Annotated in this window: 27 protein-coding genes; 14 read left to right on the top strand and 13 right to left on the bottom strand. The window is 40.2% G+C overall.

Annotated features, from left to right (window positions below; all coding sequences use genetic code 11):
- Window positions 1-29 precede the first annotated feature (29 nt).
- Together ICL16_RS01690 and ICL16_RS45180 are read right to left on the bottom strand one after the other, a co-directional pair.
- Window positions 30-1,844: a sigma-70 family RNA polymerase sigma factor gene (locus tag ICL16_RS01690; RefSeq protein ID WP_190825150.1), complete on the bottom strand. Its 1,815-nt coding sequence runs from the start codon at window positions 1,842-1,844 to the stop codon at window positions 30-32.
- 231 nt (window positions 1,845-2,075) lie between these two features.
- Window positions 2,076-2,219: a hypothetical protein gene (locus tag ICL16_RS45180; RefSeq protein ID WP_238360540.1), complete on the bottom strand. Its 144-nt coding sequence runs from the start codon at window positions 2,217-2,219 to the stop codon at window positions 2,076-2,078.
- Between the two features lie 318 nt (window positions 2,220-2,537).
- Between ICL16_RS45180 and ICL16_RS01680 the strand changes: the two genes are divergently transcribed.
- Complete coding sequence (locus ICL16_RS01680; protein ID WP_190825149.1) at window positions 2,538-3,728, top strand: GTPase; 1,191 nt, start codon at window positions 2,538-2,540, stop codon at window positions 3,726-3,728.
- Window positions 3,729-3,913: 185 nt separating this feature from the next.
- Here ICL16_RS01680 and ICL16_RS01675 read toward each other — a convergent pair whose 3' ends face one another.
- From ICL16_RS01675 to ICL16_RS01665, 3 genes are read right to left on the bottom strand one after another with little or no spacing between them, the layout of a single operon-like run.
- Complete coding sequence (locus ICL16_RS01675; protein WP_202895358.1) at window positions 3,914-4,384, bottom strand: type II toxin-antitoxin system VapC family toxin; 471 nt, start codon at window positions 4,382-4,384, stop codon at window positions 3,914-3,916.
- A gap of 2 nt (window positions 4,385-4,386) precedes the next feature.
- A complete protein-coding gene (locus tag ICL16_RS01670) occupies window positions 4,387-5,169 on the bottom strand; it encodes a hypothetical protein (protein WP_190825148.1) in 783 nt (260 codons plus the stop codon).
- A 32-nt stretch (window positions 5,170-5,201) separates the two neighbouring features.
- On the bottom strand, window positions 5,202-5,642 hold the full coding sequence (locus tag ICL16_RS01665) for a hypothetical protein (protein WP_190825147.1): 441 nt from the start codon (window positions 5,640-5,642) through the stop codon (window positions 5,202-5,204).
- Window positions 5,643-5,984: 342 nt separating this feature from the next.
- On the opposite strand from ICL16_RS01665, the gene ICL16_RS01660 reads away from it, so the two are divergent.
- From ICL16_RS01660 to ICL16_RS01650, 3 genes are all read left to right on the top strand, one after another.
- Window positions 5,985-7,229, top strand: a complete 1,245-nt coding sequence (locus tag ICL16_RS01660; RefSeq protein WP_190825146.1) for a hypothetical protein — start codon at window positions 5,985-5,987, stop codon at window positions 7,227-7,229.
- 13 nt (window positions 7,230-7,242) lie between these two features.
- Window positions 7,243-8,289 carry a hypothetical protein gene (locus tag ICL16_RS01655; RefSeq protein WP_190825145.1) on the top strand — a complete coding sequence of 349 codons (1,047 nt, stop codon included), beginning with the start codon at window positions 7,243-7,245 and terminating at the stop codon, window positions 8,287-8,289.
- A 469-nt stretch (window positions 8,290-8,758) separates the two neighbouring features.
- Window positions 8,759-9,031 (top strand): DUF2171 domain-containing protein, encoded by a 273-nt coding sequence (locus ICL16_RS01650; protein WP_190825144.1) that lies wholly within the window; start codon window positions 8,759-8,761, stop codon window positions 9,029-9,031.
- Between the two features lie 5 nt (window positions 9,032-9,036).
- On the opposite strand, the gene ICL16_RS01645 is transcribed toward ICL16_RS01650, so the two are convergent.
- Complete coding sequence (locus tag ICL16_RS01645; RefSeq protein WP_190825143.1) at window positions 9,037-9,858, bottom strand: DUF3598 family protein; 822 nt, start codon at window positions 9,856-9,858, stop codon at window positions 9,037-9,039.
- Window positions 9,859-9,860: 2 nt separating this feature from the next.
- On the bottom strand, window positions 9,861-10,757 hold the full coding sequence (locus ICL16_RS01640; RefSeq protein ID WP_337906883.1) for a cell division protein FtsX: 897 nt from the start codon (window positions 10,755-10,757) through the stop codon (window positions 9,861-9,863).
- Between the two features lie 193 nt (window positions 10,758-10,950).
- On the opposite strand from ICL16_RS01640, the gene ICL16_RS01635 reads away from it, so the two are divergent.
- Window positions 10,951-11,286 carry a hypothetical protein gene (locus ICL16_RS01635; RefSeq protein ID WP_190825142.1) on the top strand — a complete coding sequence of 112 codons (336 nt, stop codon included), beginning with the start codon at window positions 10,951-10,953 and terminating at the stop codon, window positions 11,284-11,286.
- Between the two features lie 90 nt (window positions 11,287-11,376).
- On the opposite strand, the gene ICL16_RS01630 is transcribed toward ICL16_RS01635, so the two are convergent.
- On the bottom strand, window positions 11,377-11,928 hold the full coding sequence (locus tag ICL16_RS01630) for a hypothetical protein (RefSeq protein WP_190825141.1): 552 nt from the start codon (window positions 11,926-11,928) through the stop codon (window positions 11,377-11,379).
- Window positions 11,929-12,091: 163 nt separating this feature from the next.
- Between ICL16_RS01630 and def the strand changes: the two genes are divergently transcribed.
- The 6 genes from def to ICL16_RS01600 all read left to right on the top strand — a co-directional run bounded on the left by def (window position 12,092) and on the right by ICL16_RS01600 (window position 16,392).
- Window positions 12,092-12,655 (top strand): peptide deformylase, encoded by a 564-nt coding sequence (gene def / locus ICL16_RS01625; protein WP_190825140.1) that lies wholly within the window; start codon window positions 12,092-12,094, stop codon window positions 12,653-12,655.
- 21 nt (window positions 12,656-12,676) lie between these two features.
- Window positions 12,677-12,874, top strand: a complete 198-nt coding sequence (locus ICL16_RS01620; RefSeq protein ID WP_190825237.1) for a hypothetical protein — start codon at window positions 12,677-12,679, stop codon at window positions 12,872-12,874.
- 465 nt (window positions 12,875-13,339) lie between these two features.
- The gene (locus tag ICL16_RS01615) at window positions 13,340-15,067 is read left to right on the top strand and encodes a S8 family peptidase (RefSeq protein ID WP_190825139.1); all 1,728 of its coding nucleotides are present in this window, start codon (window positions 13,340-13,342) and stop codon (window positions 15,065-15,067) included.
- A 100-nt stretch (window positions 15,068-15,167) separates the two neighbouring features.
- Window positions 15,168-15,443 (top strand): hypothetical protein, encoded by a 276-nt coding sequence (locus tag ICL16_RS01610; RefSeq protein WP_190825138.1) that lies wholly within the window; start codon window positions 15,168-15,170, stop codon window positions 15,441-15,443.
- Between the two features lie 123 nt (window positions 15,444-15,566).
- Window positions 15,567-15,863 carry a hypothetical protein gene (locus tag ICL16_RS01605; protein ID WP_190825137.1) on the top strand — a complete coding sequence of 99 codons (297 nt, stop codon included), beginning with the start codon at window positions 15,567-15,569 and terminating at the stop codon, window positions 15,861-15,863.
- A gap of 49 nt (window positions 15,864-15,912) precedes the next feature.
- Window positions 15,913-16,392, top strand: coding sequence for a GNAT family N-acetyltransferase (locus ICL16_RS01600; RefSeq protein WP_190825136.1), 480 nt, complete (start codon window positions 15,913-15,915; stop codon window positions 16,390-16,392).
- Here the strand turns inward: ICL16_RS01600 and ICL16_RS01595 are convergent.
- From ICL16_RS01595 to ICL16_RS01585, 3 genes are all read right to left on the bottom strand, one after another.
- Window positions 16,360-17,700: a phthiocerol/phthiodiolone dimycocerosyl transferase family protein gene (locus ICL16_RS01595; protein WP_190825135.1), complete on the bottom strand. Its 1,341-nt coding sequence runs from the start codon at window positions 17,698-17,700 to the stop codon at window positions 16,360-16,362. The two genes, ICL16_RS01600 and ICL16_RS01595, sit on opposite strands and share 33 nt — an antisense overlap.
- A complete protein-coding gene (locus ICL16_RS01590; RefSeq protein WP_190825134.1) occupies window positions 17,697-19,556 on the bottom strand; it encodes a TubC N-terminal docking domain-related protein in 1,860 nt (619 codons plus the stop codon). The genes ICL16_RS01595 and ICL16_RS01590 overlap by 4 nt, the downstream gene beginning before the upstream one ends.
- A gap of 114 nt (window positions 19,557-19,670) precedes the next feature.
- Complete coding sequence (locus ICL16_RS01585; protein ID WP_190825133.1) at window positions 19,671-19,973, bottom strand: acyl carrier protein; 303 nt, start codon at window positions 19,971-19,973, stop codon at window positions 19,671-19,673.
- A gap of 407 nt (window positions 19,974-20,380) precedes the next feature.
- Between ICL16_RS01585 and ICL16_RS01580 the strand changes: the two genes are divergently transcribed.
- The 3 genes from ICL16_RS01580 to ICL16_RS01570 all read left to right on the top strand — a co-directional run bounded on the left by ICL16_RS01580 (window position 20,381) and on the right by ICL16_RS01570 (window position 23,346).
- Window positions 20,381-21,670, top strand: a complete 1,290-nt coding sequence (locus ICL16_RS01580) for a glucose-1-phosphate adenylyltransferase (protein WP_190825132.1) — start codon at window positions 20,381-20,383, stop codon at window positions 21,668-21,670.
- 51 nt (window positions 21,671-21,721) lie between these two features.
- Window positions 21,722-22,234 (top strand): AAA family ATPase, encoded by a 513-nt coding sequence (locus tag ICL16_RS01575; RefSeq protein WP_190825131.1) that lies wholly within the window; start codon window positions 21,722-21,724, stop codon window positions 22,232-22,234.
- Between the two features lie 122 nt (window positions 22,235-22,356).
- Complete coding sequence (locus ICL16_RS01570; protein WP_190825130.1) at window positions 22,357-23,346, top strand: DnaJ C-terminal domain-containing protein; 990 nt, start codon at window positions 22,357-22,359, stop codon at window positions 23,344-23,346.
- A gap of 58 nt (window positions 23,347-23,404) precedes the next feature.
- On the opposite strand, the gene ICL16_RS01565 is transcribed toward ICL16_RS01570, so the two are convergent.
- Both ICL16_RS01565 and ICL16_RS01560 read right to left on the bottom strand, forming a co-directional pair.
- The gene (locus ICL16_RS01565; protein ID WP_190825129.1) at window positions 23,405-23,962 is read right to left on the bottom strand and encodes a peroxiredoxin family protein; all 558 of its coding nucleotides are present in this window, start codon (window positions 23,960-23,962) and stop codon (window positions 23,405-23,407) included.
- An 89-nt stretch (window positions 23,963-24,051) separates the two neighbouring features.
- Complete coding sequence (locus ICL16_RS01560) at window positions 24,052-24,663, bottom strand: peroxiredoxin (RefSeq protein WP_190825128.1); 612 nt, start codon at window positions 24,661-24,663, stop codon at window positions 24,052-24,054.
- Window positions 24,664-24,749: the final 86 nt, after the last annotated feature.

Here is a 24,749-nt window from a genome sequence, read left to right as displayed (position 1 = left end):
TTAACGTGAAATGGTATGAGTTGGTATTGTCAATCTTTTGCCCCAAGTTGTTTCAACAAATCAATAGCCGCTTCTCGATCAAATTCATCTGCCCATACCAAGGGTGTGTCATCATAGATACTATCCTTCAACGTTAAGTCAGCACCCTGCTCTACCAAAACTCGAATCATATCCAAATCACCTTCCATTGCAGCAACATGAAGTGGAGTGAATTCAAAATTGCCCGTACCCGTGGCATTAACTTGGGCATTATGCTCAAGCAAAGCTACAGCTACCTGATGATGACTGTAAAGCGCCGCCATATGCAAGGGTGTTAGATTGACGGCAAAGTCACCCAAGAATAAATGCCTGATTCTGAGGTTGGCATCGGCTCCATACTCCAAGAGCATTTTTGTGGCTTCGAGCAGACCTTGTTGAATGGTGTAATGTAGTAGAAACTGATGGGAACCTCCTGGTTGCACTTGCCCCGACTCAGCATCAAGCATTGCTTTGGCTTGCTCCCATTGTGCGCTAGTTAATGCAGTAGACAAATCAACTTGCGCACCTTGTTCGGTTAGTAACTGCACAAGTCTTTCATTCTTGGCTTTAGTAGCAAGGCAAAGAGGAGTTACATTTTCCAAAGTTCGGGCGTTAATGTCAGCCCCACAGTCGAGAAGTATTTGTACCATCTCAAACAAGTTGTTAGCTACCGCAAAGTGGAGTGGTTGCCACTCACTCAGAGCGAAACCCAGCCGTAGTTGAAGCAGAGTTGGGTTGGCGGCAACCATAGAGCGAACATCATCGATTTTTCCCAGGGCTATTGCACTAAAGATATCCAAATTAGCTCCTTGAGCCAGAAGATATTCGCATACTTCAGAGTAATGTTCACCAGGAATCGAGTTATCTTTTGTAAAGCGTTTAACTACAGTTGCCCAACCTAATGGGGTAAGATTATACCATCCGTCAATTGCATTGAGGTCAGCACCGTGTTCTACTAGCAGTTGGCACACATCCAAATATCCACCTGTTGCTGCCCAGTGGAGGGGCTTGCTGTTGCTGCCGTTGTCTTCCTCACCATTAACATCTCCACCTGCGGCAATTAAAAACCTGACAACTTCTATGTGACCACGATGGGCGGCAAAATGCAACGGCGTACTTTTAATTTCTTTGCTTTTGATGTTTGCTAAACTTGGCTCTTGTTGCAGTAGGGATTCAACCTTTGTGCTGTCGCCTTTAACTGAGGCATCGAGCATTTCCATAACTTGAGTAGTAAAGGTTTCGTTTCTGGAGGGACGTTGGGAGTGCAGATTGTCAGATACCATATCAATCATCCTTTGTTTGAGTCGAGTGCGTGCAGAATGTAAACGATTTTTGATTGTTGATACCGGGATATCCAGAAATACACTGTTTTCTTTTTGTGAGTAACCGCTAATATAAAAGAGTGTGATAACAATGCGTTCAGTTTCAGGTAGTGCCTGGATAGCCTCATGCACCTTGTCTTTCATCTCTTGCTCAAGAGCGATTTGCTCTGGCTCTGGATGAATTGATGCCAACTCGTCTGTATCTTCCAAGGAGACAATTGAGACAGGCTTGTTTCTTGTCAGGCGATCGCAATGCTTAAAGACAATTTTTTTCAACCACCCAGGAAAAGCAGCGGCTGAACGGAGTTTTGATAAGTTTAGATAAGCATCAATGAATGCTTCTTGCGCCGCATCTTCCGCCAACTGAAAACTACCCAGGATTGAGTAGCCGTATCCGACTGCCATATCCTGAAAGTTGCGAATAATTTTGCTGTAGGCGTTGAGGTTTCCGCCTTGAGATTGAACGACAAGTGTTGTTAACTCTTCTATACTCAGCTTGTTCATGTTGGACTTATGGTTCCCTAATATATAAGACCCAACTTGGACAAGTTTGGTTTGCCAGATGCTAAACTTTAGTCAAACTCAGAGATCACAACTTCTCGATCCCGAAAGCGAGCAATGATCGTAAGACTTCCGCCCAGAGATTTAATGTATCGCGAGAGGGTAGATATTTGAATATCTTCTTGATGCTCAACCTTTGAAACAGCCGATCGCACTACTCCCACATCATTTGCATCATCGTTCTGGATAGGCGCTCATTGATTCTTGAAGTTCCGAAAGCTTCAAGTGGAGCAGCGCGAGGCGTGCCTGCATTTCACTTTCTGCCCTTTGCTCTGGAGTCATTCTTTTGCGAAGTTCACTAAATGGCTTCGTCTTCATAGGAACCCTTCTGTTTTTAATTCCTCTAAGTGTTCGTCATACAGCGTGTCCGCTTTTGCAACATTCTCCTCGTACCACCGATCATCTCCTCCCTTGTTTCCTCCCAAAAGAAGAATAGGGAAATAGTCAAACAGCAACTATGGATTTATATTAACTTTTAAGTTAGTTTATACTGTCTTTACAGTTTAGTTTATTGAAATTAAATACAACTATTGTAGAAAATGCGGTTACTACAAGCAAGATATGGTGGTTACTATGAAGAAATCGCACAAATTTATGTAGCGATTTTTCACTCATTTTTAACAGTGTTTTTCAATTATGGTAAGAAGTGTTCAGCCATACAATATTATAGTTGTTGGTAATACAGGTGCTGGCAAAAGTAAACTCATCGAGGCTCTATTAGATATTCCTATCAGTGATGGTGTTACTAAAAAAATTTCCGAAGAGCCATATACGAAGCCTGGGGCATCGATTGCTATATATGATACTCCTGGGCTGGAAAGAGAAAAGAAACAACGCAATCAGGTGAAACAAGAGATCGCCAATCTTATTAGGCAGCAGAAACAATTCGGCAAAGAGCCAAAAGATCATATTCATGCTATATGGTACTGCATTAATTCCCAGACCACAAGAATATGTGATGTTGACCAAAATTGGATTACTGACCTTGCCAAAGAAGTACCTGTTATTGTGGTCATCACTCAATCTTTAAGTACGGAAGAAACTCAACTTCACAGGCAACTAAGCACCAACCCAAACATTCGCTTTATTGTACCAGTTTTGGCAAAATCAGTAAAGACAAATATTGGTGAGGTCAAACGTCATAGCTTAGACTTATTACTGACTAAAACTAAGGATTTACATAAAGAAATTTTTCAAACCGCAATTCGCAATGCAGTAAACTCAAGGGCAAATAAAGCATTTGGCTGGTGTAGAGATGGTTGTGGCAAGGTACTTACTACTCAATTGCTACCGATTCCACTAGTTAAAGCGCCAGCAGCATCACTAATTCAAACTTTGATGCTTAAAGATATTTCAAAGACATTTGGATATCGGTTTGAACAATCGTTCATAAAAGAACTATGTGCAGTGGGTTCAGCGGGCTTATTTGATAGTTTTGGCGATAAGTGGATTGAAGAGGTATTGAATAACTCAAGTATCGATTACAACAACATTCAAACAGTTAAAGATGTTTTGTCTTCCCTTTCTACAACTTTAGGACAAGTGGCAGAAGGACTGCCTTTCAAGGATGAACTGCTAAAGGTATTGTCAGAAGTAGCTAATTTTAATCCTATAAGTGAGTTACCAATATTAGCGTGCATTCCTACGATTACAACAACCCTTTCAACAGCAGCGATCGCTATTGCCTATATAGAGGCGTTAAAAATATACAAAAAAGCTGAATATGAAGGAGAACCTTTACCTGATATGAAAGAACTATTAATGGAACAACTGAGATCAATATACCAGTTTTTTCACAGAGGATGGGGTTTTGGATTTGCTCAATGAATTAAGTTAAAAGGACGTTTCACCAATTTAGAGATTAGCTTCTACTATAGCAATTCTATTTGAGTTGTCAATTGGCAAGTTATCAGAAACCTGGTTTCTTGGAAAAGCCGGGTTTCGACCTTCACGAATCATTTAAGATTATTATATATGTTTATTTATTAAAAATAAATCTTTTGATAAATAAGCTATGGCTGGGCAGTTAGAAAGTAGGCGTCTTTCCAGTGTTTTGCTGGTGTGTACCTTTCTAAATGATTGACATTAGTAGTTGCAATTATTACAGACACTCCAAGTCTTGCTAAGACTATTGCAGTTGCCGATAGTATTACGTCTGCATCAAGAGATTCTGCGCTTGCTGTCTGCTGTCCAGTATTGTGCGCCCAAGCCCATAGTTCAGCTGCTTTTAACATTACTTCTGTTGTAATTGGGACGTATGTGAAGTTTTCACTATCTTTAAGTAAATCAAGTCTTCTCAGCCCTTCTAATTTTTTGCATCTTATTAATTCACGTCTAACTTCATAGTCTGATATCTCTGGTATATATAGAGAAAAAAAGTTTTTGTCTAAAGACGTTATCCATTCTCTACATTTTACTGCTTCTTCCTTTTTGCTTGGATTGCTTATCAAGCCTAATGGTCCCGTATCAAGTAAAATAATCATGTTTATTCTAAAAACATTTTGCGTCCACCTCGACTTTCTCTTTCTGCATTAATTCCTTTTTTTATAACTTCTAAAGTTTCTGCCATTTCGGCTTCTGAAAATTCTTTATCCATGTAATCAAAAAGTTCCTCTAGTGTTTTGAATCTTTTTGGTTTTTCCTCTTTGTAGCGATCAATTTCCCATAAAATAGCTTTAGCGGCATTTCTTATCGCTATTATATAATTAGCTATTGATTCTGTATTATTTAGATTTTTGGCTTGATATATTTGATATCCCTGATCCACAAGTATACTTTCTGCTATGTTTTTTAGAACTTGCCTTAATCCTGAAGACATGTATATGATGTACTTTTCTACTACTTGTAAGATATTAATTAACCCTGTGTAGAATTCTGCATAGCTTGTTACTTCATTTTGGGTTTCAAGGAAACCGACAAGCATCATGGCTTGTCCCTTGGATAGTTTTTTTAAAGCTTCACAATAAAGTTCTGTGGCTTCTATATCTTCTAAGACGTTTTTTGGCAGAAAATCATTGTATTTCAACCTGAATTCTTTTGTATGCGTTTGAACTTCTGTCAGTATGCTAATTTTTTCTTTAATATCATTAGTCATTTTTAACTTGACAGACAATTCGTAGAGACTTAATGCACTTGCCAAAATCTCTTCCTTGGGAATTTGAGCATCTTCTGTTCTAAATATTTGCTCTAATTCCTGTATCACTTTAATAAGTTTGTTGTCAACATCAGTATTAATTGCTCTAATATTATCTTCTGTTACAACAGACATAGCAATACCTTATCTTTGAGGTTGTTTATATTTTAACTCAAGTACAATACAGCGACTACCCAATACTCAGTAATATTTTGACTGGTAATGTAAACGGAATGCCCTTGTTGAAGAAGGTTTGCCGTCGCGGTACCTGCTACTACATTAACAGGAGAATTGCCATCAGTCATTCGCAACAAAATATTGGTATCTAGAAGATAGTCAGTCATTATTCGTATATATTTTCTCGGCGCAATGCAACGCCCGGGTAGGTTAGGACTATTCTTGTGACTCAGTACCCATTGCATCAAACGCTCTGCTCGTTCTTTAGGAGTAGCAGTTGCCCAAAATGGTTGAGAAGTTTTTTCCGGAGACAGAATTAACTTCTGATTGTTTACCTCAACCACGAAGCGTTTGTTGGGCTTGATAGCCTCTAAAATTTCACGCTTGCAATTCAGTGTCCCGTCTTCGTTAACTTCAACGATTGGATTCATGGATTATACCTCTGCTAGATAGGTATGTTGTTTGTCTTTTACTTAGGGCAGAAAAAATGTTCCGTAGTCGCCGCGACAGCAGGGAACTCTCCTCCATCAGTACTCTCTACCCCACAATATATGATGGAGATGCTCAAATAGCAACTATTGGTTTATGTACTTTTACAGTTAGTTTATGCTGTCTTTACAGTTAACTTTATCTAAATTAAATAATACTATTGTAGAAAATTCGGTTACTACAAGCAAGATAAAGTAATTACTATAAAGGAACCGCACAAATCTATACTGTGATTGTGACTAGGACTTACGAATTGACAGAAAAATGACTATTACTATTTATATATGACTGAAATCAACAAACAAGATGTCGAGTTTGTGGAATCTACCAGTAGCGAGTTTGTGGAATCTATCAGTAGCGATCACGCTGAGGAGCCGCAGACACAAGACACTCAATCTGTTAGCAATCAACAAACACAAGAAACGCAGTTAGGTGAGATTTCAACACCCCAAGTAACAACTACTGGCAAAATTATTGAGTTTACACGCAAAAAAGTTGTTCCTTGGCTGTGGGCTGCTGTAATTGCCTTGGTTATTATTCCACTCATTGGTCAACTTTTCATTGCCAATGCGTTTAAAACACCGCTTCCTAGCAACCCCAACCCTCCTAGTAAGATTGTTGAATCAAAACCACTTGACTGGGCGCAAGCAGAAAAGTTCGTAGCAACAGCACTACAAAATGCTCATAAAAGTGCTGAAAATTATGCATCTCAAAAACTAGATGCTTGGGTAGATAATCTGATCGGTCGGGTAGATAGTAGCTTCTTAGATTGGTATTTTGGCTACTTTAACCAGAAACAAATTGAATACAAAGGTTTCTTTGCTGGCGTCACTGCTAACATGGCTCGTTGGCTCAATCCCAATAGTCAAGATCCACAAGAAAGAGTGGCAGAAGTCATTACTGAAAACTTTCAAATTGAATTTTCTAACCGAGTGCTGCGACCGCAAATTGCCCAACTTCAATTGGAACGCATCACTAATCAAACAGTTAAATATTATTTAGAGCAGCTTAGCTTAAATATCAACCAAATTCCAGAAGTGCAGCAGATACCTAAAGCAGACTGGGAACGCTATCTCAGAGAAATCGCTATCAGCGCCGAAGATGTGGAAGGAAATTCCCTAAGTCTTCCTTTAAAAGCTTTGCTTGGTGGAGGAGCTTACACTGCTGTTAAGCCTCTCATTGCACCTATGTTACCAACAGTAAGTAGCAAAATAGTTGCCAAACTAGCTGGCAAAGCAGGATTCAAGATTGCCGAAAAAACAGGCGCTGTTGTTGCTAGCAAGATAGGCAGCGCACTGCTTGACACCACTGTAGGGGTAGGAATTTTGCTTTGGGATATTTGGGATGTTAACCATACTGCCAACATTGAAAAACCAATACTAAAAGCAAGTTTGGTTGATTATCTGAAAGGAGTAGCCGACTCATTACTTAACAATCATGACAACGGAATTATGGCAGTTATTGATAAAGTTGAATACAAAATTATGCAAGGTGTTGATGTTGCTAAGTCCATTTCTTCTAGTAACTAAACTTTACAAAACAATGCTCTATACTCATGTCATCAAAAGATTAGTTCTTGTCTCATTATTACTACTGCTACTATTTTCAAGCAACCTCCCTTTTGTTGGACTTGTCACTGCTAACGCAGCTAATTTACCAAGTAGAGGGAATATTTCTCCTGCCTTGAATTCTCCAAGTCTAAATAACTGGTATGAAATAGACAAAAGTTTGGCAGATGCAGTTAGAGAAGTTCACGACACTACTGAGGAATTTGCCACTGCTGAAATGGATGAGTGGCTAAGCGAGATAATGAAAAAAGTTGATAATCAGTTTCTCAATTGGTACTTCAATTATTTTCATCAAAAAGCCACTCAAGATGGTGTTCCCTTTGCCTGGTTAGCATTCACTATAGATGTTTTAAAAGTGCTAAGAGCAGAAGATGAAAAACAACTCAATGCTGACCAGATTATTAGTAAAAGGATGATAGAAGAATTCAACGACAAGTTTAATCAACTAGTTTTGAATCAAGAAAGTGAGGATGATTTAAAAAGAACTATAGAGCGAATTGCTAGAAACTATGCCTCGGCAATCGGGTTGAAATTTTCCCAGATTAAAGCTCTATATCAAGTACAGGACGAAAACTGGGAAAAGCATTTAGATAATATTTCACAACTTATCTACAACACAGGAACTAGCCAATTTGGACTTTCAACAGAAAGTCTCAATAGTCAGTTAGCAACAAAACTATCCATTGCAACTACGCTTGCTATTAGCACTAAATTAGCTGCTAAGTTTGCATCAAAGTTAGTAGTAAAGGGAGCAGTGAAGGGTGGTGTCTCAGCAGCAGCTGAACTTGTTGCTAAATTTGTCGATCCATTTATTTTAGTTGGCTTTTTAGCCTGGGATGTCTCAGACTATCAACAAATGATAACAAAGACTCAACCTGAATTACGTCAAAATATTTTTGATTATTTAAATGAACTGAAACAATCAATAATAAACTCTCCAGAAAACAGTATAATGACTGCTATCGAAGAAGTTGAAACAAAACTTATTAATACATTAGATTTTCATAATAAGTGGAGTTAATGCAAATCGTTACCTTATTTTTGGGTTTGTTTGTATTTTACAGCCAGGGACTCAAAGTCCCTGGCTAATAGCTAAAGTCCTCTAAAGAGGACTAGATACTATTATTAGACAAGTTTTCAGTCCACTTAAGTGGACTTAAGCTATTAGCCCGGAAATTTATTTCTGGGCGGTTTATGGCGAGAGCGTCTATTTTCAGCCTTGTAATAAACCTCGACCGAATTTAAACGTGCACAACCAATCCTTGTATGAACGATGAGGGAACGTCTCTACATTATTTTTCACTGCTATGTCTAATTTTCAACCCAGCTTGTGATGATTAATGCACTTAATCTGTCTGTAGAGTGAAGAGTTTGATTCTGGTTGAAGCGTAATCTGAAAGATATTTCACAGCAAAAACAAGCCAACTCAGTTATCAGATGACTGAAAGAGACTTGTGCGTTAAGAAAACAGATTAAACTGAGGTTACAAAATGGACTTATCGAAGATCAAGGAACATTTGCCCATTTATGCAGAAGGTACTGGTGATTTGTTGCAAGGGGCATCTGACACCCATATTGGCAATGTAGACAAGGTAGAAGGTGGCAAGTATATCAAGATGACGAAGCATAGCGTTGTTGATGGACAACACCACTGGTTTCCTCTTCAATGGGTAAGAGCAGTAGATGAGCGTGCCGTCTACCTCAACAAAACGGTAGATCAAGTATTGGCAGAAATCAAGAATGAGCAGCCTGCTGATGTTTGAACACTTCAAACAATAGCATTAACGCGGTGTTCTGTAACTAAGGTAAGGCTTATCCATTCGCCTTTGTCGTTGTAACTGCGAATCATGCGCTGGCGTAAATTGGGTTGGATTAGCCAACCCAGTTCTAAAAATAAGGGTTGACGTAATTGGGCTTTGAGTGGAGAAGTTGCAGAAGCACCATCAGGTAAGAGTAAAACTTGCACCTGGTTTTGGGGATTTTGGTTAAAGTCGATGATGGAGCCTTTAATGGTAGCAGTGGAGGTGATTGTGCGCCCAGCAAAGCTAAGGCTTTGTGATAATCGCCCTGTGCTATCAAGTTGTAATTGCATTTTGGTTGGGTAAGTATCAGGCGATCGCCAATCCGGATATACTGTAATTGCTTCCCCCTGCCATTCTCCGAGTAAATCATCTACCGTTAACTGTGGGCGATGTACTTCCTGAGTGCCAGCTAAATGTTCTTGAATCAAAGTTAGTTTATCTAACTGAAGATTTTTATCAAACATCTGCACTAGACGCAAGCGGCGATTTTCATGAATTAAACCAAATTCTGCCCCAAATTCGGTAAACGGTGCAAGCTGAATCGAACCTTGAGAAAAAGCTCCATTGGGAAAAAATAGTGTACTCCTTCCCAAAGAACTGTATTCTAAAACCAAATCTGCTTGTCCTTGAAGACGCACAATCTGGCGAATCGTCTGGTTATTATTTAACCCTTCTAAAGAAACAACGCTTTTGATCTCTTTTTGAAGTTCACCCTGGGGCGACACGCGAGTGAATGAACCTTGCCATTCACCAAGATTTTTCAGCAAAGCTTCCCATTGTGAGTTCATAGTTATGAGTATCGCCGCACTGCAAATAAGCTACCCATTAATCCTACACCCGCACCGCCACTAAGGAGAATCAGTGGTAAAAGTAAAGTTTGTGCCATGCTAAGCTCCAAACCGTTAGAAATGAATTGAATGAATTCGGGTTGATTGGCTAGCAACCTGGTGAGACATTGTTGAATCAGAGTAATGAACGATAGGGCGAAAGCACCCCCTGCTAAACCAAAAGTAATTCCTTGTAAAATAAATGGTAGGACAATCCAAGCCGAAGTCGCACCCACCAGTCGCATAATTTCAATTTCTCGTCTTCGCGCCATCACAATTAAGCGAATGGTAGTTGTAGTAACCGAAGAAGCAGTTATGGTGAGTATCATCGTAATTATCAAGGAAATCCATTTCAACCCTTGATGTAACTGAGCAACACGTTTGACTGCTTCATCAACATACTGCACTGTATCTACTTCATGTAACTTAGCTAGCTGCGTTGCTAAAGTTGGTACAACAGCAGAGTTATGCGCTTTCACCTTAATCTCATCAACTAAAGGGTTATTACCTAGCTGTTGAGTCGCCTCCTCTAGATTAGAAATTCTCATTTCTTGAACTAATTTAGTCCAAGCTTGCTCTTTAGTAATGATTTTAATATCTCCTACCCCTGGCATTCTCGCCACAAGTGGCTCAATTGTTGTTGCCCTAGCACCCGGTTCAAGATAAACTGATACTTCTAGCTGGCTACCAAATTGGTTGAGCAGTTTTTCTAGCTGCCAGGAAGTTTGGAGACTCATACCGAATAAAAATAATAACACTGTAACGGTACTGATCGCCGCCCAATTCATCCATCCACCCCGTTGTAAACCGATCAAAGTCTCTTTAAGTAAGTAGTCAATATTACCGTTAAATTTGAACACATCACACCTAATTTTCGATTAAATGCATTTCTTGTGGGGTGGGCATCCTGCCCGCCCCTAGCTATGTATGAGACAATATAAATATTTTTAGTCTCATTTAGAATCAGTAAATATACGAATAACTGAAAATTCCGGAATCAACCCTGCTATTGTTGTAACAAAACCAGTACCATATCAAAGATAAGGAGAGACAATGCCTGAAGATTACGGAATTAGCATTAATCCTCAAGGAGATGTCATCGGTATTGCTGTTGGCGACTACAACATCCAAGAAGGTGTTTTCACAAAAACTAGCGGTGATGTGGCAAATGTAGTCAATGAAGTTCCTCAGTCACAACCAGTAGATGTACCCAACACAGAAACACTGTTGACGGAAACGCAAAAGAGATTTGAAGAAAATGATGAATTGTCTCCAGAAGAGAAGTCTCTTGCTCAGCAACACTTGAAAGCTTTAGAGTCGATCTCTGAGGGTACTACAAAGCAGGTTATGGAAGCAACATCACAAGAGTTTTTGCCAAATTTAGCATAAATTCGGGCCAGAGCAAGTAAAAAGAACCAAGTTAAAAGTAAAAAGATTGAATTTCTCTTTCTTTTACCTTTTAACTTTTAACTTTTAACTTTACAGTCTAGGGGTTCTTGATCGATCTACCCGCTTTAAGGATGGCACTACCTCAAACTCAAACGAGGCAATCCGACGCTCGTCTACATATACATCTATCATATGTTTACCAAGCGGGTCGCCGGAAACCATCGTCCAAGAGTTACGAATCACACCGTCTTTTGTCAACTGTGTACGAGTAGTCACTCCTTCAGTACCATTTGCTTCTATCGAGAAATTTTCACCATTATCAGTACCCCAAGATTCAGGACGTTGTGGTAATCTGATCACTTCTCGCCATGTGACTTCACCTTTGTAGTCTTTCATTTGAATACGCCACCCGTATTTGTTTCCTTCCTCTAGATGCACTTTAGTTGTCGGAATAAAGGTGGTTTTACCATTCTTGTCAACCCGGAAAACCCCGAACTCAGCTTTACTGACAGCGATCGCTCGTCTTGATGCTATAGTAGTACTGACGTAGTTAGAAGCAACATTAACAACTGAATTCGCCTTGAGTGGAGTGATAAGTAGAGAAAATAGCACAACTGTGGTAGCCCAAATCGAGAATTGCATAATATTTCAGCTAAATGTTGCGCTCTTATTGATATCTAATCCAACTCCTTTTTTCAGATACACAAATAACATTTCTCCCTCAGTTAGAGGTCTAGAATTGTTAAGATGAAATGAGAAAGTAGCGAATAAATAGACTCTGGACTAAACAGCGAGTTATAGGATCATGCCCGTAGAAATAGCAGTAGAGAAAAAAAAGTTAAAAAACCCACCCTTAAAACTTCATTATTTGGGCGATCGCGCCCTACGTCAACCTGCTAAGCGCATTGCTAAAGTGGACGATGAAATTCGCCAACTAGTGCGCGATATGCTACAAACCATGTACAGTCAAGATGGCATAGGTTTGGCTGCTCCTCAAGTGGGAATTAACAAACAACTAATTGTGATCGACTGTGAACCAGATAACCCAGCTAACCCCCCACTGGTGTTAATTAATCCTACCATCAAACAGTTTAGCCGAGAAATCTGCGTTGCTCAAGAAGGTTGCTTAAGTATTCCAGGGGTTTACCTAGATGTGAAACGTCCTGTAGTCGTGGAGGTAACATATAAAGATGAGAATGGGCGTCCTAAAACCTTAAAAGCAGGAGATTTACTTGGTCGATGCATTCAGCATGAGATGGATCACCTCAATGGAGTAGTATTTGTAGACAGAGTAGAAAATTCTTTAGTTTTGACGGAAGAGCTATCTAAGCATGGCTTCTCCCATCAAACAGTCAAGCCAATAGTATAGGATGATTTATCGGTGTATACAATAACTCCAAAAAGTGGTTTGTTTCTGCTATGCTCCTGTGTCGCAGCAATAGCAGCGGTTGGATCGGTTTTTGAACTCTCCTACGGACACCCAGATTTAGGTACTCAAACAACTGCGATTATACTAGCACTAAGTATTCCCCTCACAGCATTCTTTTTCTTTGCCGCAGTGAAGGATACTAGAGCTAATATGAAATAAGCATCAGGTGCTAGTAAGGAAAAGGAAAAAGGGCTGATGTGTCCTTTTCCCTTTTACCTTTTTCCCGCTTTTTGGGGGACGGGGAGTCAGAAGAGGGAAATCTGATTGAAAAATTGTAGATTCCCGACTTCTTTAAGAAGTCGGGAATCTGGAGATAGGGGATAGCTCCTAGCTGATTTTTTCCTCAATTAATCCGAAATACTTGATTCAGCTACTGTATTCAAAAAAAGATCTTGCATAAAGAGCAGCAAATAGTTCCTCATCTCGTGAGTGCAGTTGACAGATGTACAAGTCACAAACAATTTGTTTACCTCATTAAATGAAAGCAACTTAAAGCAATAGATAGCTATAGTCGCACTTAAAGATGAAAGCTACAAAAATTACATTTCATCTATCGGCAAAAGCGACTAATGCTGTTAAGATGAATAATTTCGTGCAGGAATTTGAATACAAGTAGAGGGAAAAATGAGACACGAAAAACTATCTCCAGGAATACTATTAGCATATGAAGACTATCAAACAGAAGGAGAACCAGCATTACTCATCCAAAAGCGATCGCTTGGTATAGTCACACCTCAAAGTACACTCAAATCACCCAGAACAGTTGTTTTTATCTACTGCGATCCACAAGCTGACTTGAGTCACCTGTCTCAATACGATATTAGAATCAATCAAGCCACAGGTAGTGTACGCACAGCTTACTTACCCATAGAAAGTTTAGATCCCTTATCTGAAGATCCAGCAGTACAGCGCATCAAACCATCACGTAAACTGCAACTGCGGATGGATGTTGCTACCAAAGCAGTACATGTGCCAGAGTTTAAAAACAACACCGGACTAACAGGCAAAGGAGTAATCATCGGGATTGTAGACAGCGGTATCGATGCAAAACATCCCTCCTTTGCTGGACGCATTTTACGTATTTGGGATCAAACCTTACCTGGTTCTGGAGTACCAGAAGGCGGCTATGGAATAGAATTAACCGGAGAACAACTAAAAACTTCCACCGACACAGTAGGTCATGGAACCCATGTTGCCGGAATTGCCACTGGGGTAGATACTACCTATGGAGGTATTGCACCAGAAGCCCAAATACTAATTATTAAATCAGACTTGCAAGATGCCCACATCGCTGATGGCGTCCGTTACGTTTTCCGCATCGCCAGAGAAATGGGACTTCCTGCTGTAGTAAATTTGAGCTTAGGTGGACATGCCGATGCTCACGATGGTAGCGACTCTTTATCTAAAATTATCGACGCCGAAAGTGGTCCTGGACGAATTGTTTGCTGTGCTGCTGGCAATGAGGGTAATGATAACATTCATGGTCAAATCATTGTCCCTGCTGGTAAAATGGATACCATGCGCTTTCGTGTGCCATCTAACCAAGTGAGCATAGCATGGTTAAACGGTTGGTATCCAGGCAATTCTCAGTTAGAAGTATCACTGCAAAGTCCTAACAGATACGTCACACCCTGGCAAAAAATTGTTACTAATGGCAATCCTGCACAAAATTACACTTTACCAGATGCACGAGTACAGATAGTCACACCAGGACCAGATAAAGCTAACGGCGATTATAACTTCTTCGTGCAAATTCGTAGTAGTGGACCAATGCAAGTAACGGGAGGAGTGTGGCAACTACGGGTAAAAAACACTTCCTCAACTGAAGCACGCCTGGATGTGTGGACTTTAGACGATGCACAAGCAGTATTTTTCAGCGGCAAGAGTATCCAAGACGCAGTTAAAATTGGTTCGCCCGGAGCAGCAAAGAATGCTGTGACAGTTGCTTCCTACACTACCAAAGTCAAGTATACAGATATTGACAACAAGCCGCGAGAATTAGGCTTAAAATTAAATGATATATCTGAGTTCAGCAGTGAAGGTCCTCTGCGCAATAATGCTCAAAAGCCAGATGTAGCAGCACCTGGTGCGATGATTGTTTCCGCCCTCTCTAGTGATGCAGGTTACGATCGTTCCAAAATTGTTAATTCCCAGTTCGTGGTGTTAGCTGGTACAAGTATGGCAGCACCCTTCATCACTGGCTTAGTAGCATTGCTGTTGCAGCGCGATCCAAAACTCGATCCCTCTGGTGTCAAAGACCTACTTCGCAAAAATAGTACCATTCCCGGAAAACCAGCAGGAACTTTTGATAACAAATGGGGCTTTGGACTGATTGATGCACTAAAACTTTAACAAGACTTCAACTCTACACAAGGATAGGTAACAGCATCTAGCAAAATTTGATAAGTTGATTCTATCAAAGGTACACAAGTCTGTGTCACTAGGACTACTTATGAATTATCAAAAGCTAGACGCTGCCCTTGCAATGGCGATGAATGACGTTGAAAACCCTGAAGAACGTAATCTAACCGTCTTCATTCACACCAAAGATGCCAAATCTGTTCAAGAAGCTGAATTTTTGACTAATTTAGGTGTCAGTGGTGTCACTAATGGAAAAGATGTATTTACGGCAACGCTGTCGCCTAATGCAATTTCCCAGTTGTCAGAGCAGCCTTGGGTAGAGCAGCTTAACTTATCACAAAAATTGCGTTTAGTCAATACTAGATGAGGAAAAACCCGGTAACTGTGCCACCGGGTTTTTCTGTTCATTTGAGAGAAACCTGAATGTTTTAAAGCAATAAGTTAGTTTTTGTAAGTTAGTAATTTTCGGTACTTGTAACAATTTAAAGTTATGCAAAACACATTAGTTGACAAAATATTCCGTGACAGCAATGGCGAAATTGTCATAGCTCAGCCGCCAAATCTACCAATTATTGTCTGGGTAACAGCTACTTTACTTAAACTAGTTTTTACAACAGGCGAAATTAATACAGGGTTAGACTTAGTGGCTTTTGGCTCTTTATTTACTTGGGCGTGGCTGGAATTATTTCAAGGCGTTAATTATTTTCGTAGAGCGCTAGGTTTTGTTGTACTGATTGGTGTTATATTATCCAGAACTGTGGGTACTGATTTACTTAACGTTCTGTAATGTGAAGGGCGATCGCATTACACAAATGCTAACTGGAGTCCATACCGAAATGCAAATTGAACCATACGAAGATAGTCAACTTGATGCCATCAAGAACCTTTCAATTCGGGCATGGACTCCCGTATTTGATTCGATTCAGAAAGCGATAGACTTGGACGTGTACCGCTCATTCTATCCAGACGGTTGGCGTGTAAGCCAGCTTCAAGCTGTTGAGTCCGTATGTAATGCAGCAGATACAAAAGTGTGGGTGGCGCGAGACTCTGGTTCAACCGTAGGTTTTGTCGCCGTGAAACTCCACTCAGAAAGCAGTATGGGAGAAGTTTACATGATCGCCGTCGATCCAGACTATCAACGTCGAGGCATTGGCACAGCTCTGATGGAATTTGCTCTTGATTGGATGAAAGTTGCTGGGATGTCTGTGGCGATGGTAGAAACCGGCGGTGATCCCGGTCATGCCCCGGCACGTTATACTTATGAAAAGCTGGGTTTCGGGTTGTTACCGATCGCCAGATACTTCAAGAAGTTGTAGATTAACCTTTAAATCGCAAACTTCAATAATACAAGACACAACATTATTCACAAGAGTTTCCATCGTATCTTGACTGATTGAAGGCTGAGAAAAAACAAAATTCAACAGCATCTTTCCCTGAAAAGTGGAAACATTCGTAGCGAAAACACCTGCATACAAAGAATTAGAACCAGCGTAACTGATTTCTTCTAGTTCAAAAGAGCCGTAAACTTTTGGTATATTTACTTTGCCAATATTAGAGACAGATACAGTGGCAGGAACTTGATTGGGAAAAGCGAGACAAAATTCGATCAACTCCTTCGACACCAATATCATCTTAAAAATATCGCTGTGTTTTGTCACAGCTTCAAGATGTTGTTTCACATTCCGAGCTAATTCCCAGAATGATGTATTAGCATATACGGTGTGAAAACCCATTATAGACGAAGCAAACACACCCATGTGTTCATCGGTGATCGCAGGTTCAAGACGTTTCCTCAAATCAAAATATGACAGGCAAGTCATTCGGACATCTTTTCTCTTACATGGCGCTATTTTTCTTGCTACTGTCAACATCAATGCAGCACACAAAGCACTCTGCACTGTAGTATTTTCTTGCCTGCAACAATTTACTAGCTGTTGAGTTAACTCTGGGTCAAGTTGTCTGTGAACCAAGCCACAACTACGCTTTATAATGGGTGCATACTTTTCAAAACCTAGTGTTTGCGATCGATGCCAAATTTTGTAAAACCCAAGCCGTAACAACAGAAGCACCCCACTTAACCTACCTCTAAAACCCTTTGTCCATTTGGGTAGTAGTTCCTCAATAGGTGGAAGCGCTTTTAAGCTATCCACTGAATTGATTAACTCACCAGAGGCAATTTGATCACAGTAAACCAATATTTCCGAGTGAAGTCGAACGCACGATAATGCATCCGAAACCGCGTGGTGCGCTGTTGTAATCAAGTAACTTACATAGTCTTCACTTGATATTTGAACAAGCACAGCTCGCAGCAAACCAATACTTGTATCAATTTGCTCGTTCAGTTCTTCACGAGCAACTTCTTGCCAATGGCAATTGTGTTTCACCACACGCAAAGCAATCTTGGGTGTCCCTTCAGTTTGAAAGCGGAGATGATTAGGAGAGCCAACAATCAGAGAATTAAGACGGGGGTGACGTTGTTGAATTATATCTAGGGACTGTCTGACCATTTTCTCATTCAGAGGTCCCTTGATCCGACTAATAGTGACTACATTCCAGGTTTTAGCACAGCGATTTAAGATTTCCATCGCTTGCTCGACACGTCCTAGTTTTCTGTTAGCAATCATGAAGTTATCTTTGCCTTAAGAGAAGCAAAATGTTTTCCACCTAGTTCAATTTCTCCTTTTTGACAACCAGTCTTTACTCTTTCAATTAAATATTCCATATCATTGGCGATGATATTCGTGCCATGATCTGGTTCTATCAAACTAGCTAAAGTAATATTTTTGCCTTGTTGTACCAAGTTATAAATACTCAAAAAATTGAATACTCCTGATTCATAGGTTCCACAAGGCACTGAAGGATTATTAACTCCAGCATAATGTTCATTCTCCTGAAACCACTGAACATTTGGGTATCCGTGGAAATGGATCATTGGTAAACCATTTCTAATTAAATCTGGTGCATATAAAGCTGTAGATAAAGCTATTCCCAACATAACATACACATCATAGGAAGGCTTGATATCTACTACTTGAGGATCGACTAAGAGCGGTAACTGTAACAATAACCTCTCTGTTAAACCAATTCTCACTATGTCGTCCAGACTCAAGTTGGTTTTATTTGAGCCAGAACGAGCACTTAAAATCCAGATATCGGGAATTTGCTTAAATCTATATTCAGTTCCGATCTTAGTTTTTAAATACCGTCTACCTATGACATTTTGGCGTACTTCATCACGATTAAATCCTTCAACAGGAGATAGCTCTTCCCAATCCCTATCAGTTATCTCCACTTCTCCAACGTAATGTGGTGGCTCTGCATAAGCAACAAAACCATAAGAGACACCTGTTCTACCATTTACGATGACGTTGACGATATCTCTATAGGACTTTCTTTTAATCAACTCGCTGAGCGAAGTACCAGAAGGAAAGAGATTGGTTTCGGCAAGCTGATTACCCAAGCTAACTAGTTTTTGTGCATAACTGGATTGGCGAGAGTCGAATTGTTCTATTTTAAATTTGCTCAATGGCAAAGGTAATATGGGAACGTAAACCTTGGGAATAAGTGAATTTAAAACAAAACTATCTATCTCATTTCTAGAAAATACAGAATCGGAAAGATTCATATTCAGAATAGAAAAATTGGTATGAGACACTCCAATCACAATTTCGGAAAATGTCCTGATGAGAGTATTCAAACCAATCTTTATCTTCTGTTGATAGGAATCGGAATTAACAAACTCGTTATCTAATTCCGTGAGTACAATTACTTGAGTATTTGTTAGATTTTCAATATATTTTACAGCACAATCTTCAGCCCAACCAATTAACTGACCAATTCTCGCAACTGAGACTTTTTGATTTTTTCCAATAAAAAAGGAATAGATTTGATATAATCTCTCGGCTATAAATTGATTAAATTGAGTAACTATAGAAGGTACTCTATCTACATCTATGACAGCGTTTATACTAGATTTTACTACTCTGGTTTTGATTCCTTTTTTCCAATTTAAAAACGGAATATTAATTTCATAACGAAATTCTGTTGTAGCTTGTTCCCATGGTAAAATTTTCACTCCATATGAGAGGAGCTTCTGTTTTAGTTCTTCTCTAAATGTGAGTATTTCTTCATTTTTGTATTTATTTGGTACAGGTCTAAAGGTGACAGCAAGCCTTTGCGCCATCAGTTTAGGATCGATAATTGGTTGCTTACATTCTGAATTTAATTGATCGCCTACTTCCCCAATTAAACGACCGATTGTTTGTAAACTTAATTCGTGATTTGGCGATGGTGGATGAGAACTTATGGTCACATTACTCTGACGTAGAAATGCCATAATTTCTGGCTTGTGTGCAACTATTTCTGCCTGTATATCTGGTGTTAATATTCCTTTGGGAGAACGGATATTTAGTGTGTCATTCTCAACCCAAATCTGTACAGACTGTTGCGTGAGAGTTGCCAAAATTTCCGATGTATTCATACTTTTTGCAATCTCTTTGTATTGGGGACTGGGGACTGGGGACTGGGAACTGGGAACTGGGAACTGGATCTTCCCAATCCCCAATACCTAATCCCTAATCTCTAATCCCTGTTGTTAAATTTGAAAAAGTTCTGTTTCCACACCCAATTCTTCGGCTAAACGCTGAGAAAGCGATTCAATAGTGGGATAATGCCATACTAGCAGGGGAGACAACTGAAATCCTAGCAAATTCCCTACTTTATGAGCCACGATCATAATCTGTGCTGAATCCAAACCGTAGCTGTCAAAAGGTGCTTGAATGTCTATCTCCACTGGTTGGAGTCCGAGTACTTCAGCAAGAAAAGACGCCAGCCATACTTGAAGATCTTTTGCAGTGTAAGAATGCTGTGGAGTTGAAGCGGGATTGGATAAACTCATAGAGACTCCGAGAATTTAGCAGAAATTCCTTGATAAAGGTGCAGCAAACATGAAGATAGGCAGATATGACGGCAGTAGAGAAAGCTAATCTCACAACCCTTCATCAAAGCTAATTTCCTCATAAGGTAAATATATTTTCACCCAGTTGTGTTGCCAAATTGGCATCTTATTAGCCGAGCGAGAATAGGGCTATATATATCGCAAGTTAGATGACAATTTGACACTTATAATAATGATATATATATGTAAAATTGAGCAAGCGCTACCAGAAAGCGCGATCGCCACTGCTATACAAAAAGCATATTCCCAACTGATCTGGGCAAAATCTACCCTCCCCCCCTAGAAAGCGATCTCACACAGTCCTAAACTTGTAGGTGAGAGCTGAAAGGCAGTAGGGAGAAATTGTTGTGAAAAATGTTCTAGGAATCATTCTTGGTGGCGGTGCAGGAACTCGGCTTTATCCGTTAACCAAGTTACGCGCTAAACCAGCAGTACCAGTGGCGGGAAAGTATCGCCTCATCGATATCCCCGTCAGTAACTGTATTAACTCCGAAATATTCAAAATATACGTTCTCACCCAATTTAACTCAGCTTCTCTGAATCGTCACATTGCTCGTACCTACAGCTTTGCTGGCTTTACAGAAGGTTTTGTCGAAGTCCTAGCTGCACAGCAAACCCCAGAAAACCTCAGTTGGTTCCAAGGTACAGCTGATGCAGTTCGCCAGTACCTGTGGCTGTTGGAAGAATGGGATGTAGAAGAATATCTGATCCTTTCTGGAGATCACTTGTACCGCATGGACTACCGTGATTTTATCCGTCGCCACCGGGAAACAGGGGCAGATATGACTCTCTCGGTGATCCCGATTGACGAACGCCGCGCTTCTGACTTTGGTTTAATGAAAATTGATGGCGAAGGTAGGGTGATCGACTTCAGCGAAAAGCCGAAAGGTGAAGCTTTAAAGAAAATGGCTGTCGATACTACTGTACTGGGATTGTCACCAGAACAAGCCCAAGAGCAGCCCTATATTGCCTCAATGGGGATTTATGTCTTTAAAAAAGATGTTTTGATTAAGTTGCTGAAAGAATCTTCACACAGAACTGATTTTGGTAAAGAAATTATTCCCGAATCAGCAAAGGATTACAACGTTCAAGCCTACCTATTTAATGATTACTGGGAAGATATTGGAACAATCGAGGCATTTTATCATGCAAATTTGGCATTAACTCAGCAACCTACACCACCTTTTAGTTTCTATAACGAAGATGCGCCAATTTATACTCGCGCTCGTTACTTACCTCCCAGCAAACTGCTAGATTGTGAAATTAAAGAATCAATGATTGGTGAAGGTTGTATTCTGAAGAAATGCCGCATTGAACATTCTGTGTTGGGTGTGCGATCGCGTGTTGAGGCAGGCTGCGTCATTCAGGATTCTCTAGTCATGGGCGCAGATTACTATCAACCATTTGCTGAACGTCAATCTGACTGTACACACAAGGACGTACCCTTAGGTATCGGTGCTAATACTACCATTCGTGGTGCAATAGTTGACAAAAACGCCCATATAGGCTGTGATGTGAAAATTATCAATAAAGATAATGTTCAAGAAGCCGAGCGCGAAAGTCAAGGCTTTTACATCCGCAGTGGTATTGTCGTCGTGTTAAAAAATGCTGTCATTAATGATGGAACGATAATTTAGAACTAGATTCCCGACAACTTTTACGAAGTCGGGGATCTGATGGTCAATAAAATGACTAAACTGATTCTCTTAATTGGACTTCCTGGTAGTGGTAAGACAACATTAGCAAAAAAATTGCTGGCAGAATGTCCCCAGCTACGGTTAATTTCTACCGATACTATCCGGGGACAACTGTTTGGCAATGAAGCGATTAAAGGATCGTGGCTGCTGATTGGGCAGGAAGTTGAACGGCAATTTCAGCAAGCCATTTTATCAGGTAATGGAGTAATATATGATGCCACCAACACTCGGCGGGATTATCGTCGTGAAACAATTGCTCTAGCCCGCGAATCAGGTTTTACAGAAATTATTGCCCTTTGGCTAAATACTCCTATATGGTTGTGTTTGGCACGCAACAAAAAGCGAAAACGTCAAGTGCCAGAGGACGTTATTTTTCGGATGCACCGTCAACTACGTGATGCTCCTCCTAGAATAGAAGAAGGAATAGACCTAATCATCTGTAGTTCAGAACAGGAGTACGGAAATTGCGCTGACAGCATCAGCAATAACCGCACACTTATTTAATTTCTTATTTGATAACTTAAGATCAGAGTTTATATGTACAAGTAGGATGTTAATTGCTAACGGCTAATTTTGATTAACCATTAGCTATTATCTTTAATGTAATTTATAGAGGAGGCTGGTAGATGGCTACAACCGACTTCAAAGACTACTACGCAATATTGGGAGTTACTAAGACTGCCACTCCAGAAGAAATTAAACAAGCTTTTCGTAAACTAGCGCGTAAGTATCACCCTGACGTTAACCCCAACAATAAACAAGCAGAAGCACGTTTTAAGGAAGTTAACGAAGCATATGAAGTCTTATCAGATCCTGATAAGCGGAAAAAATACGACCAATTTGGTCAATACTGGAAACAGGCATCTGAAGGCTTTCCGGGGAGTGCTGGTGTCAATGTGGGTGGTTTTGATTTCAGTGAGTATGGTAGTTTTGATGAATTTATCAATGAATTACTAGGACGTTTTGGCGGAAATACTAAAGGTACAAGACAAACTTACTCTTACCGTACAAATACAGGTGCAACAGGTAATTTTAGTAACTTTAGTGATTTTGGTTTTCAAGATGTCGCTGCTGGTGCTGCCCAAGATAGCGAAGCCACAATTACTCTCACTTATGCTGAAGCATTTAATGGTGTACAAAAACACCTTAATTTAGGGAACGAAGTAATTGATGTTCGCATCCCTGCGGGTGCAAAAACCGGAAGTCGTTTGCGGGTGCGCGGTAAAGGACAACTAAATCCTTTGACGAAACAACGGGGTGATTTGTATTTAAAGGTTGAACTTCAACCTCACTCATTTTTCCAATTTGAAGGCGATAACTTAGTTTGTGAAGTAGCGATCGCACCAGATGAAGCAGTGTTAGGAGCCACTATTGATGTACCTACACCTGATGGTATGGTTAATGTGAAAATCCCGGTTGGTGTACGTTCTGGTCAATCTTTACGCTTACGTGGTAAAGGATGGCCTCAAGCTAGAGGGGGACGCGGCGATCAGTTAGTCAAGATCGCGATCGCACCACCAAAAGATCTCAGTCCCGAAGAACGGGAATACTATGAAAAAATTCGCGCTATACGTACTTTTAATCCCCGCAGTAATTTACAGCAAATTAAGTTGTAATTATGAGAAACCCGGTTTCGTAAAAGTTACCGGGTTTCTCATCGCCAGCGTTTGTAACTCAAATATGATTGCTATATAATCTATTAAATTGTTCTAAAAGTGTTTCAACGCTGGCGTTATGGTCGAGGAAAGAAAATAAATGTTTATAACGAAGTTTGCCTTCTTGATCTAATACAAATTGTCCTGGCAAAGGCGCTCCTAGTGCCTGTCCTACTTCATAGGCGCGAAAAGTACGACAACTTGGATCGCTAAGCAAAGGCATTTTTAAATTTAAATCCCTCGCCACTATTTTACTTTGCCTTTCGTCAGTACTAGTAATCATCAAAACTTCAATTCCCCGATTTTTAAACTGCTCGTAGTTCTCATTCAAAGCTTTAATATGAGGAAAGCAGAAGGGGCAGTATTGCTTTTCTGTAAAAATCCGCGTCAAGGCAAGTAACACAGGTTGCTTGCCTTGATAATCAGATAATTTTACTTTTGTTCCAGTCTTAATCTCTGGGAGGTTAAAACCCGGTGTTACCTCTCCCAAACGCAACATATTTGTTGCTGGTACGGGAATAAAATTGCGGAGGAAACGCTCATTAAGTAAGCCGCTAAAATCACTTGAAGTTAACATAAAACTTGGCAAAAGTTAAAGTTTAAACTGCAAAATTCCCGACTTCTTCAAGAAGTCGGGAATCTGAGAGCATCTGAAAAACTGAAGTACTAGACAGCAGCAAAGTAGACTTTAGACTTAACCGGATCGGGAACCATTGTGGCGTCACCAGGCTGCCAACCTGCGGGGCAAACCTCGTCAGGGTGAGACTGGACGTACTGAATGGCTTTTAATGTCCGTAAGGTTTCATCAACGTTGCGTCCAAAAGCTAGGTTGTTGATTGTAGCGTGCTGGATCACACCATCTTTATCGATAATGAACAAGCCACGCAAAGCAACACCAGCAGCTGGATCGAGAACGTTGTAAGCGGCGCTAATTTCTTTTCTAATGTCAGAAACTAGGGGATAATTAAGGTCGCCTACACCACCAGACTTGCGATCTGTTTGAATCCAAGCTAAGTGAGAAAACTCGCTATCAACAGAAACACCAAGGATTTCGGTGTTAATATTTTTAAATTCTTCGTAGCGATCGCTAAAGGCTGTGATTTCGGTAGGGCAAACAAAGGTAAAGTCTAAGGGATAGAAAAACAGGATGACATACTTACCGCGATAGTCGGAAAGTTTAAGATTCTTAAACTCCTGATCAAATACAGCAGTTGCTGTGAAGTCAGGAGCCTGTTGACCTACACGGAGGCATCCTTCTGTTGAGTAAGTGAGGGGCATTAACTTAATTCTCCTTCAACTTATATCCATCAGCGTCGTGGTGGGTTCAGGTCAGTTCTCACTCACCGTCTGCGCCATCACAGTTT

The sequence above is a fragment of the Iningainema tapete BLCC-T55 genome, from assembly GCF_014698965.1.
Taxonomy (GTDB): Bacteria; Cyanobacteriota; Cyanobacteriia; order Cyanobacteriales; family Nostocaceae; genus Iningainema; species Iningainema tapete.
Note: the sequence above shows the minus strand (reverse complement) of the source record. Positions and strands in the feature narration are given on the sequence as shown.